The organism is Marinobacter sp. UBA2498 (assembly GCF_002341575.1).
GTDB lineage: Bacteria > Pseudomonadota > Gammaproteobacteria > Pseudomonadales > Oleiphilaceae > Marinobacter > Marinobacter manganoxydans.
In genome coordinates this window covers 12,146-24,211 of the sequence record NZ_DDOI01000138.1, presented here as the reverse complement: position 1 = coordinate 24,211, position 12,066 = coordinate 12,146, and the positions used below count along the sequence as shown (strand labels likewise).

Here is a 12,066-nt window from a genome sequence, read left to right as displayed (position 1 = left end):
TGCCCCGGGGGTCTTCCCAAATCCTTATGTATTTCTGTGAGCCCGGTGTTTCATAACCGGGCCCGCCGGAGCCAACAAATGTTTCCGGAAAAGTAGAGGTGGCCCCTGAGCTCTCGCCCAGAATTTCCACTCCCAGAAGAACAGCCGTTCTCGGCGGTTTCCCATCAAATACCAGGTTAATCTGGCCTTCTTCATCTACTCCGATAAAGGTTGCTTTGGTCAGCCCCCCTACATTCAGGGTTTCGCCCTCCTGGAACTGGCCAGTAAGGTTCACCGGCGCAAGGCGCCAGTACCATTGAGGAGCGTATTTGGGTCTGAACCACCAGGAAACATAGAGCTGGGTATTGTCAACAGGCGTCTCCCAGCCAGAGTTGCCCCCGTATGCCACAGGGTTGCCCACCGTTGAGTTATGACCGAGCATTAGATAGTGCTTGCCGGAGTTGTTGTGGCGTGGAGGGTACTGCGATGTTATTTCGGGCGGAAATGACCCCCAGGCCCCACTTGAAGCGGCTGACCAGATCGAAGGTTGGCCTTGACCCGTTGTCGGGACCTTGGCGCCATCTGTTAAGGTTTGGTAACTTTCATTGAGAGTCCCATTTTCATAGCTGGAATCCACCTGGTCGAAAAGAACGGGTGCCGCCTGGGACTTTTCGCCAAAGCCGGAACCTTGAACTGTGATGGTGGTGTCGTCGCTCTCAGGATCTTCTACGATCACTGATGTGATGGCAGGTGCCGCCATGGAACTGAAGCTGAGAGTAGCAGCCAGTACGCCTGTTACCAGGGCCGGAGCGCCCTTTGGGGTGGGCAGAAGTGGGCTATTCATGACAATTACCTTTCTGTGTCCGGAAGAATGATCAAAGAGAGTGACCAAAGAGAATGATCAAAAAGAGTGATCAAGTCTATAGAGATCGCCGGAGATGCCGAGGGCCTGCTTCGCAGTATTACCAGAACGAACAAATGGTACCGCGTTTTGACAGAAGTTTACAAAGCGTATAAATGAACAGGCTGTGATGGCGATCATGGCGAGAATTGTTTACCTTGTGTCGAAGCTCTGGCCGGATAATGGCTGGTGGATGCGTATCTATGGGCCTGGCTGTCGGCCAGTTGAATCGGTTTACCCAGTTTATGCTTTTCCGGATTAAATAGGTGGTGGTTTGCAACCCTTAGTGACAGTTCTCACTCCGGCCTATAACCGGGCCGGGTTTATTGCCGAAGCCGTCGAATCAGTGCTCAACCAGTCCTACGGGAATATTGAGTACATCGTTGTGGATGATGGCTCCTCCGATGGCACTTTCGAGATTCTGCAGGAATATGAAGCTGCCGGTAAACTGACGTTGTTAACCCATGAAAATCACAGTAACCGTGGGCAGTCCGCCGCACTGAATGTTGGTTTGCGGGCGGCTAACGGTCGTTATCTCGTGATACTTGACAGCGACGATCTGCTCCACCCGGAAAAGCTGAGCAGGCAGGTGGAGTTTTTAGAGAACAACACTGAAGTTGGCATGGTATACGGGCAAGCCATGGCAACTTCAGAAGATGGTCGCGAGTTATTCCCCATTCCAGGCGACGGGCATGTCGAACCCGGAGACCCGAACCGCTTGCTCCTGGACTGCTACATGGCCTTGCCGGGCGGCGCTATGGTGCGTAAATCGGTATACGATCAGGTTGGATTTTTTGAAGAAGGTTTCCGTGCCAGCCAGGATCATGATATGGCGGTTCGAATTGCAGAAGCGGCGCCGTTTGCCTTCATGAAGGGCACTGTTTTTTACTACCGAAAGCATGAGGCGTCGATAAGTAACCAGGGGTTGGAAAGGCGCTGGCAAACAGGGTTTGAAATTCTCCGGCGTGCGGCTGCCCGGTACCCTTATCGGCGGTCTACCATCCGGAAACGGCGTGCGCTGCTGAATTTCAGGATTGGGCAGGTCTATTGGCAACAAAAGCGCTATTCGACCGCAATTCTCCATTTGCTGAAAGCCGGCCTTGGTGACCCCATTCGGGCCATGAGCGTTGTATTTGGTGCAGAGAAAGCACATTGAGCGGTTGGGCCATGTACTATGGAAAAGGCAGGTGCTCTGGAAACAGGTGTTATGGAAAAGGGATGTCCGGTTCGTATTCTGTTCGTGATTGACAATTTCACCAGCCCCCATGCGGGGACAGAGGGGCAGTTACTGCAGCTTATCGCAAATCTCCCGGTGGATCGGTTCCAGCCTGAGCTATTGCTACTTCGGTCGTCCGATTATGTTAAGGCAGGCAATATGCCCTGCAAGGCAGAGGTGTTGGGGGCCTCCAGGCTGTTCAGTATCAAGACGTGGCTGGCCATGTTTCGGTTTGCGCGGCGAAAAAAGAAAGAAGGTATCGTCCTGTGCCATGTATTCTTTAACGATTCATCGGTTATATGCCCGCCAGTTTTCTCTCTTATGGGTATTCCCACATTAATTTCTCGCAGGGACATGGGGTATTGGTACACTGGAAAGTATCTGTGGGCGCTCAGGCGGACCGCCCGTTTCGTGCGTGGCGTTGTTGCAAATAGTGAGGCGGTTAAACGGGTGACTGCTGAGAAAGAGGGGTATTCCGCCGCCAGGATTTCGGTGATTTACAACGGTTATCCGGCGCCAGGTGGTGACCTGTCGCCCCTGCCGCCCGAAAAACGGCCCGGGGTACTGAGCGGTCTTGGTCTGCCGGGACGCGGTCGGTTTGTTGTTCTGGTGGCGAATTTGCGTGAGATAAAACGTATAGCCGATGCGATCAGGGCGATGGCCCGGGTCAGCGAGCCGGTACCGGATAGCCACCTGGTCCTGATTGGCGCGGGTGATCAGGAGCCTTACCGGTTACTGGCAGAGTCTCTGGGCGTTTCGGACCGTGTGCATTTTCTGGGAGTGCGCTCCGATGTCAGGGACATCCTCCGTGCAATGGATGCCGGGTTGCTTTGTTCCGAATCAGAGGGGTACTCCAATGCGATTGTAGAATACATGCAGGCTCGCCTTCCCGTGATTGCCTCGGATGTGGGAGGTAATAGCGAGGCCGTGGAGCACGGTGTAACCGGATACCTGTTTCCCCGTGGGGATATCACGCGGCTGGCTGCTTGTTTGGAGGATTTACTGAAAGATCAGGGCGGTCTGGCCAAAGCGATGGGTGAGGCCGGTTATCAGAAAGCTCATCGCAGGCATGGTTTACAAACGATGATCGAGTCTTACGCAGCCCTGTATGCCAGGGTAGTGTCGAACCGGGTGGGCCTGCCTGATGCGGAGGTCCGGTGAACGCGTCGAGGTTGATTAAACTGGCCGGTACGTTCGGTGGTTATGCCATGGCCAGGGCGATTACCGCGAACCGCCCCCGTATTCTGATGTATCATCGTTTTTCAGAGGCATCGGCGCCCGGGTCTGTCAGTGTCGACCAGTTTGAGCGGCAGGTTCGCTATATTTCGAAGTATTTCAATCCTGTAACGGTATCGCGCATTGCGATGGCGTTGCACGAGGGTGAGGCGCTGGCCAGGAACAGCATTGCGATAACCGTTGATGACGGCTATGAGGATTTCTATTCCATTGCGTGGCCAGTACTGAAAAAATACAGAGTGCCTGCTACTTTTTACGTAACCACGGGCTTCGTAAGCGGCGATTTGTGGCTGTGGCCTGATCAGTTGCGTTACTTGCTGGAGCGGTCGCCGGAATCCGGGAACAGATTCGATTTCGGTTTGTTTAAGGTCCAGACTCCGGTAAAAGCAGGCGAATTTGAGCAGGTGTTCTGGCGTATTAATCAGACCCTGCTCAGGGCTGGTAACGCGGAAAAGTTGCGGTGCCTTGCCGCAATGGCCAGAGCCTGGCAGGTAGAGCTGCCGAAAGGTCCTCCGGCAGCCTGCCGGGCGGTTACCTGGCAGCAGCTGGAAGAAATGCAGGCCGAAGGGCTTGAAGTAGGGGGCCATACGGTAACCCATCCATCGCTCGCCAGGGTTAGCCTGGCGGAGGCTCGTAACGAAATTCTTGGCTGTTGTGAGGCGCTGGAGCAAAACCTTGGTAAAGCAGTGCGTTCTTTTTGCTACCCCAATGGCACTCCGGATGATTTTGTTGGCGGGCAGGTTGAAGTGATTCGTGAAGCTGGGTTTTCATGCGCTGCCGTGGCCTTTGCCGATAGCGGGGAACACCGTCAGAGATACGCCATGCGCCGTCACGCCAGCTCTTCAGATCAGTTTCAGTTTCTGAAAGCGGTGTCGGGTATCGAATTGTTGGGGCTGAAATGGCGAAAGGCCCTGAGAGAAACGCCTTATGAGTAACGCGGCTTTAAAGTTGTCGTCAGCAGATTACTTTGATAAGCAGGGTGCTCCGGCAAGGTTTCAGGCCAGTTCGTTTACCTTCGGCCTGTTCATTTATTATCTGATTGATTTCTTTCTGCACCTCTCACAGCGCATTCCCGGTTACGGGTTGCTGAGGCCAACGCTGTTATTGGCCCTGATAATTTCTATCAGCCTTTTTATACAGCGGGAAAAATTCAGGGGTTGGTCAAAAGATCCTATCGTAGCTTCGTTATTGGTGTTGCTGATCTATCTTGCCGTTTCATTACCTCTGGTAGAGTGGCCGGGAAGTGTGGTTAAGAATAATCTGAGCGATTTTATTAAGGCTATCACTTTCTTTTTCTTTACAGTCTTGCTGGTGGATTCAGATCGTCGATTGAAGCTTTTCTTGCTGGTTTTTATAGGTTGCCAGTTAATCCGGGTATTTGAACCATTATTTCTGAATCTGACCGAAGGATACTGGGGCAGTAGTACCTATATGGGTGGTGGTGAATTCTCCCAACGATTGTCAGGCGCACCATCGGATGTGATTAATCCGAATGAGCTGGGTTTTGTGATTGTAACCGCAATACCCTTTCTTCATTATCTTCTGTGGTCATCCGGGTTTAAGGCCAGGCTTCTTTACTTGCTGTTGATGCCGCCACTTCTTTACGCCTTGATTCTCACTCAATCGCGGGGGGCGTTACTCGCTCTGCTGGTAATCGCTTTTTTTGTGTTTAAGGAGTCGAGCCACAAGTTCAGTCTGGTTGTTGTGGCAATTCTGGTGGGCATGGCGGGATGGCAGGTGATGACGGATGAGCAGAAAGATCGTTACCTGTCACTGGTTGGCCAATCCGAAACATCCAACGCAGCATCAGCGGAAGGTCGCCTCGAGGGATTGATGAATGAATTCTCCCTGGGGTTGGAGCGACCAATTGTAGGGCATGGGCTGGGCACTACGCCCGAGGCGAAAACACATATACTGGGCAGGCGCCAGGCATCGCACAACCTCTATGCCGAATTGCTGATCGAGTTGGGCATCGTCGGCATGTTCATTTTTCTCAGGTTTTTGTTCAAGGTTTATAGGGGGTTAGCCGAAAACAACAAGCGCATCGCGGAGCATGGGTCTGATATTTTCTATGTAAATCTGAACAAAGCGATGACGGCTGTGTTCTGGATGTACGCGGTATACAGCCTGAATTACTGGGGGCTTTCCCAGTACTATTGGTATCTGTTTGCCGGCGCTGTTGTTGTCTTTCACCGGTTAACGCAGTTGAACCTTGTTGTCCCGGAAACTTCAGGGGCCACGTCAGTACGAACACTCCGTAAAAACCGTTTCAGTAATCTGGTCGATCTGTCCGGCAGGCGCTGATCGTGCCTCCAGAAAAGGAATTTTGATGCAAGTTGTTGTGTTTGCGAGGCATCCTGGTGGGGGAATCAGAACCTACTTCTATTATGTCTATGGTGATGAAGCGTTAAAGAGCCATGCTTTCAGGCTGGTGTCGCCCCGGTCTGACGCGTTGCAGTCTCTGGTAGGGCCCTTGGCCAACGTCAGTTGTAGTTCTCAGACTTCCGAGGGCTTGATTCCTTTGTTGCTGGCTCTTGTTCGTGAGGTTTTAGCGAACCGGCCGGATCTGGTTCACTCCCACGGATTTACCGCCGGGCTGGTCGCTGCATTGCCCCTGTGGCTTTTGCGTATTCCTCATGTGATTACCACCCACGATGTTTTTATGCCGGGCCAGTTCAAGGGCCGGCTTGGCCAGGTGAAGAAATTTGTTATGGCCCGGTTGTTTGCCATGGCAAATCTGGTGAACCCGGTTGGTGAGGACGCAGCGGAGAACTTCCGTGCGACTTTTCCTGCTCTTTCCGCAAAGGGGAAGGTTGTCGCGGTCAGGAATGGCATAAGAACGCGTGTATTCGTTGGGGATGACTCGCGGGACCTGCGAGCGGAGGCTTCGATTCCTGAAAACGCTCTGGTTGTCGGTTTCTTTGGCCGCTTCATGGCGCAGAAAGGATTTGGTCTTTTGGTGAATGCTCTTGAACGCTGGAACGTTTCTCGCTCAGATCGACCTTTACATGTGTGTTGTTTTGGTTGGGGCGGTTTTATCCGGGAAGAGCAGGCCGATATTGAACGGCGGGGGCTCAGCGGATTTTTTCATTTTTTTCCTGCGACGGATTCGATGAGGGCTGCAATTCGAGGCGTGGATGCAGTTGTTATGCCTTCAAAGTGGGAGGCCTGTCCGTTGCTGCCCATGGAGGTAATGGTGTCTGGTCGCCCGCTTATTGCTTCCAATTGCATTGGCATGAATGAGGTTGTGGCGGATTCCCCCACGCTGGTTTTCAGTGTTGGTTCGGTAGACGGCTTACTGGAACAGCTGGAGAGGTTTGAATCGGCGCAGCCGGAGATTGAGGCGAAATTCGATAAATATCGAAAAACGGCGGCTGAGCGTTTTGATGTCAGCATTACCGCTTCAAAGTTGAAACAGGTATTCAAGCGTGTGCTTGAGAAGCGGGGAGACGCGGGGTGATACGTACCCTTCTAGTCAATACGGGCTCAAATGTTCTCGTCATGTTGGTCAAGCTGGCGATCACTTTTGTGATGACCCCGATCTTTGTATACAACCTTGGCAAATACGATTATGGGCTTTGGGAAATGGTCGGGGCCGTTGTCGGGTATATGGGCATCCTTGATCTTGGTCTGCGCCCGGCAATAAGCCGTTTTGCGGCCCGACATCTGGCCGAAAAAGATGAAGTGGCCTTGCAGTCGGTCTACATGTCCGCCTTTGCGTTTATGGCATTGGTTGGGGTGCTGTTATTTTTATTCTTCTTTTTCTGGGGGTTCTGGTTTTCAGGTTCGGTAGCTCCGCAGGGTGAGCCCCATCAAAAGTACACCCTGTTTCTGATTCTAATTGGTGCATACTTGCTGATTTCGTTTCCGGGATATGTGGCAGAGAGCTATCTGGAAGGGTTCCAGAAGTATTATCTGAAAAATAACATCACGATTTTCAATTCAATTGTCGGGTCATCACTCTTATATCTCTATATTTCGCCGGAAAACGGGCTTGTATTACTGGCAGGAATTAATGCTATTGGTTTGTCCGTTAAGTATCTCTTGTTTATGTGGATTCTTTCCCGGCCTGCGCATGGCGCGATTCGGGCCCGGCCTGTCAATTTCTCTTGGATCAGGCTTCGGGAATTGATTGTCTTTGGCTTCAAATCGTTCATTCAGGGTATTTCGACACGCGTAGAAAACGCAACAGATGTGCTGGTGATTGGTGTGATCATGGGGCCTGCAATGGTGCCTTTTTACAGTATTCCCGCCAACCTGACCCTGCACATACGTGGTCTCGGGTGGACACTCACCCATGCTTTCATGCCCCTGTTCAGTGGGTTGAGCGCCAAGGAGGAGAACGAAACCATCCGCCAGGTGTTTTTGCTGTCGTCTCGGTACGTAGTGAGCATCCTTTTGGCCATGGGTACCGGCGTACTTATTCTGGGGGTGCCATTCATTTCCATCTGGCTCGATCCGGAGTTTGGTGAAAAAGCGGAACTGATTATTGTCTTTCTGGTGTTCTTTACCATTTTCCCGTTCATCAATCCGTTTGCCAGCCGTTATCTCACCGCAATTGACAGGCACGGTATATTCGCGAAGCTTACGCCCATGGCTGCACTGTTGAATATCACCCTTAGCCTGATCTTGGTGCATCCTTTTGGCCTTGAGGGGGTTGCCTTTGCGTCGGTGGTGCCAGGGCTTATTTTTGTGCCGGTGTACCTGCGGTATACCTGCAAGCATCTCGATCTGCCAGTACGCCAGTATTTGTTATCGGCCGTTGTGCCCGGGGTGGCTCCGGCCGTAATCATGGCGGCGATCCTGCTCGGCATTGGTGATGTATGGGTATACGATTCCTATTTTGATATTCTGACGGGTGTGGTGTTCGGTAGTTTTGGCTGGCTTGCTGGTTTCTGGTTTCTGGTGTTGAACAGGGAAGAGCGGGATTACATTGGTGAGTATCTGTCCCGCAGACTGGGAAGGAACTGAACAATGTGCGGTTTTGCAGGGTTTGCTGAGGCTGGCGGTAATATCGACAGGGAATCCTGCGAGACAAGGCTCCGGAAAATGGGGGAGGCCATCGTCCATCGTGGGCCTGATGCCGGTGGGGTGTGGCTGAACGATGCCTTGTCCGTTGGCCTGTCCCACCGTCGTTTATCCATTCTGGATTTGTCACCCCTGGGTGCTCAACCGATGGCTTCGGCTTCTGGCCGGTTTGTGATCGCTTTCAATGGTGAAATCTACAATTTCCAGGCATTGGGCGAGGAGCTGGCGGCTGACGGGGCGTATTTCCGCGGCCATTCGGATACGGAGGTTATGCTTGCGGCCTTCGAGGCCTGGGGCGTGGAAGCCGCGCTCGGGCGATTTGCCGGCATGTTTGCCTTTGCGTTGTTTGACCAGCAGGAACAGCGGTTGTACCTGGCCCGGGATCGCATGGGGGAAAAGCCCCTGTATTACGGGTGGCAGGGCGGTACCCTGGTCTTTGGCTCGGAGCTCAGGGCGTTGCAGCAACACCCTCAATGGCAGGGCGGAATTAATCGCGGCGCCTTGCCTTTGCTGGTTCGGCATAACCTGATTCCCGCGCCCCATACGATTTACTCCGGTATTTTCAAGCTTCTGCCTGCCTCGTTTGTTGCTGTTGACCTTGCCCGCCTTGAGCCGGGGCAGCTGCCGGAACCCTCTCGTTATTGGCGTCTTGAGGATCAGTTTGCCGAATCTGATGATTGGACGGTGGAGGCTGCTGCGGACCATCTTGAAGCGCTGCTTACCAGGGTGATCGGTGAGCAAATGGTGTCTGATGTGCCGCTGGGGGCTTTTCTCTCCGGTGGAGTGGATTCTTCAACAGTCGTTGCCCTGATGCAGCGGCAGGCGTCGACCCCGGTCAAGACCTTCAGTATCGGTTTTAACGAGGAAGGGTTTAATGAGGCAGAACATGCGGCGGCAGTGGCGGGGCACCTGGGCACGGACCATACTGAGCTCTATGTGACAGAGCGGAACGCAAGGGACCTGGTGCCGCGTTTGCCGCAGATCTACGACGAACCGTTTGCGGATTCGTCCCAGTTGCCCACGTATCTGGTCAGCGAGATGACTCGCAAGCACGTAACTGTGGCACTTTCCGGTGATGGCGGCGACGAGTTGTTCTGTGGTTACACCCGCTATCCGGGTATGTTGCGTGGATGGCAGCGTCGCCGTTCGTTTGGTTCCCGCCTGAAAGCGCTCTCGGGTCGGCTGCCGCCCGGATTGACCGCTCAGGCCATTCGTACCCTGGTGCTTTCCCAGAAAGGGCGCAGTGTGGAAGCCATCCGGTTCCGTCTCGCACGGGCCAGAGCTATTGCCTCTGCCAGGAGCCTGTCTGAGTTCTACCGTCAGTCTGTGTCTTTCTGGCCCGATCCGGCCATGGCGTTGGTTGAACCAGATGAAGGCCGTTACGGGCTGACCGGCCCGCTTCCGGACCAGGTGCCGGACAATGACCTGAAAACGCTGATGTGGCGGGACCTGAACTGGTATCTGCCAGACGATATTCTGACCAAGGTGGACCGTGCCGCCATGGCTTGCAGCCTCGAAACCCGTATCCCCATGTTGGACCACCGTGTTGTGTCGTTCGCCATGGGGCTGCCCGCATCTCTTAATATGCAGGGGAGTGTCGGCAAGCAGGTGCTTCGGTCGGTGCTGTACCGCCATGTGCCCCGGGAACTGATCGACCGGCCCAAACAGGGATTTGCAGTGCCGGTGGCGGCCTGGCTGAGAGGATCTTTGCGGGACTGGGCGGAGAGCCTTCTGGAACCGGTGAAGCTGAGGGAGCAGGGTTACTGGAAAGCAGACATGGTCCGGCAGGTTTGGAATGAACACCTTTCCGGCAGGGAAGACTATAGTTTTGAGTTATGGGGTATTCTGATGTTTCAGGCTTGGCTAGACTGAGTGGACATCATAATTTGATAGATGGGTTAAAATATTTCGAATCATGGTTAAAGGGTATAGTTGTGGCGAATGAAAATCCGTTAGTTTCTGTTATCACACCCACCTTTAATCGGTCTGATTTTTTGCCTGAGTCTATAGATAGCGTGCTTGCTCAAACCTATCAAAACTTTCAGCTTATAATTGTAGATGATGGCTCAACTGATAGCACAAGAGAGGTAGTCGAGCCTTATCTGACGGATCAAAGAATAAAGTATTTTTATCAGTCTAACCAAGGTCAAAGCGTAGCGAGAAATAAAGGCATATCTGAGTCCAGTGGAGAGTTTATCTGCTTTCTCGATTCCGATAACGCGTGGCTGCCTAACAAACTTGATCGTTCTCTTCTGGAATTTAGCCGGTTTCCACAGTCTGATATCGTTTATGGAGACGGCATCTTGATTGATGAGAAGAGCGCTGAGATCGGTAAGAATACCATGAAACGTTATTCTGGCCGCATTACTCATCACCTGCTAAAAGATAATTTTGTAAGCATGAATACCACTATGACACGTAGAAAATGCTTTGACGAGTTGGGCAGCTTTAATGAATCAGATCGTGTAGCGGAAGATTATGAATTGTGGCTCAGGTTTTCTACCAGGTTCGAGTTTCGTTATATTCCCGAATTTTTGAGCTATTATCGAGTTATGGAGAATCAGATTTCATCTGATAAGAAAAAGCGATTCTCCAGTAACGAAAGGTTACTTCTTAAATTTCTTGAGCAGTATCCTGATGCTGTTACGAGCAGGCAACGGCGGCAGGGTCTGAGCCACTTTTATATTAGAAAAGCCCGTTATGAAATATCTATTAAATCGTTCCGGGATTCCATTTACGACATCGCCAGGGGGATTAATTATTACCCTTGGTGGCAAGGACCGTGGCGAGCGTTGGGTAAACTACTCCTAAAAAGATAATCGTCATGGATGGCTTCAGGAGCGTGCATTGGTGGTCATTAGCGTAATCACTCCAACCTACAACAGGGCCCGGTTCCTGCCGGCTGCTGTTGCCAGTGTTCTGTCTCAGACCTTCGGGGACTTTGAGTTGATCATTGTGGACGATGGCTCCGAAGACAATACACCTGATGTCCTGAAGCCCTTTCTTGCTGACAGGCGAGTTCGTTATGTCTACCAGGAAAACCAGGGCCAGAGCCATGCCCGTAATCTTGCCCTCAAGCAGGCGACGGGGGATTTTATCGCGTTTCTTGATTCCGATGATGTCTGGGCTCGAGACAAGCTGGAGAAGCAGCTGGCTGTTTTCCGGGCAAATTCCGAGGTTGATATCGTCCATGGTGATGAGGCTACAATTAACGAGCAGGGTTCGGTTGTCAGCCTTCAGAATATGAGGCGTTATTCCGGCCGGATCACGCGGTATCTGTTGGCTGACAACAGCGTGAGTATTACCACGGCGCTGGTGAGGCGGCGGTGCTTTGATGAGATGGGCGGTTTTGATACCTCGGTGGGTGTTGCTGATGACTACGAGCTCTGGCTGAGGTTCTCCGCCCGGTACTGTTACCAGTATGAGCCCGGCATTGTCGCCTCGTATCGGGTGATGGCGGATCAGATTTCATCGGATAAGCGCAGGCGATATGCTGCGAACGAGCGGATTATCCAGCAATTTCTGGCGCGGTATGGAGAAGTTCTGTCTCCCGGTGAACGTCGCTGGGGGCTGGCCCGTTTCTATTGTCGCAAGGCAAGGTACTTTGCCAGTGCCGGTGAACGTGGCAAGGCCGTTGGCGCCATTGCCGGGGCACTGCACAATGCGCCACTGGATTCGGTTGTCTGGCGAGCGCTGTATCGCGTTG

10 protein-coding genes are annotated in these 12,066 nt (G+C 52.6%); 9 read left to right on the top strand and 1 reads right to left on the bottom strand.

All coding sequences use genetic code 11. The features are described from left to right. The coding region (locus B2W52_RS19180) for a hypothetical protein (RefSeq protein WP_286803924.1) at window positions 1-739 on the bottom strand (739 nt) is incomplete at its 3' end. A gap of 427 nt (window positions 740-1,166) precedes the next feature. On the opposite strand from B2W52_RS19180, the gene B2W52_RS19175 reads away from it, so the two are divergent. The 9 genes from B2W52_RS19175 to B2W52_RS19135 all read left to right on the top strand — a co-directional run. Continuing rightward, window positions 1,167-2,036 carry a glycosyltransferase gene (locus tag B2W52_RS19175; protein ID WP_273069787.1) on the top strand — a complete coding sequence of 290 codons (870 nt, stop codon included), beginning with the start codon at window positions 1,167-1,169 and terminating at the stop codon, window positions 2,034-2,036. Window positions 2,037-2,087: 51 nt separating this feature from the next. Continuing rightward, a complete protein-coding gene (locus tag B2W52_RS19170) occupies window positions 2,088-3,257 on the top strand; it encodes a glycosyltransferase (protein ID WP_273069789.1) in 1,170 nt (389 codons plus the stop codon). Further along, complete coding sequence (locus B2W52_RS19165) at window positions 3,254-4,267, top strand: polysaccharide deacetylase family protein (protein WP_273069790.1); 1,014 nt, start codon at window positions 3,254-3,256, stop codon at window positions 4,265-4,267. The genes B2W52_RS19170 and B2W52_RS19165 overlap by 4 nt, the downstream gene beginning before the upstream one ends. Further along, window positions 4,260-5,636 carry an O-antigen ligase family protein gene (locus tag B2W52_RS19160; protein WP_273069792.1) on the top strand — a complete coding sequence of 459 codons (1,377 nt, stop codon included), beginning with the start codon at window positions 4,260-4,262 and terminating at the stop codon, window positions 5,634-5,636. Before B2W52_RS19165 ends, B2W52_RS19160 begins: the two co-directional genes overlap by 8 nt. A 25-nt stretch (window positions 5,637-5,661) precedes the next feature. After that, window positions 5,662-6,792, top strand: a complete 1,131-nt coding sequence (locus B2W52_RS19155) for a glycosyltransferase family 4 protein (protein ID WP_286803923.1) — start codon at window positions 5,662-5,664, stop codon at window positions 6,790-6,792. Next, a complete protein-coding gene (locus B2W52_RS19150; protein WP_273069795.1) occupies window positions 6,789-8,303 on the top strand; it encodes an oligosaccharide flippase family protein in 1,515 nt (504 codons plus the stop codon). Before B2W52_RS19155 ends, B2W52_RS19150 begins: the two co-directional genes overlap by 4 nt. 3 nt (window positions 8,304-8,306) lie before the next feature. Next, window positions 8,307-10,232: an asparagine synthase (glutamine-hydrolyzing) gene (gene asnB, locus B2W52_RS19145; protein ID WP_286803922.1), complete on the top strand. Its 1,926-nt coding sequence runs from the start codon at window positions 8,307-8,309 to the stop codon at window positions 10,230-10,232. Further along, complete coding sequence (locus tag B2W52_RS19140) at window positions 10,196-11,179, top strand: glycosyltransferase (protein ID WP_286803921.1); 984 nt, start codon at window positions 10,196-10,198, stop codon at window positions 11,177-11,179. The genes asnB and B2W52_RS19140 overlap by 37 nt, the downstream gene beginning before the upstream one ends. 31 nt (window positions 11,180-11,210) lie before the next feature. Then, window positions 11,211-12,066: glycosyltransferase (locus B2W52_RS19135; protein ID WP_286803920.1), on the top strand; the 856-nt coding region annotated here is incomplete at its 3' end.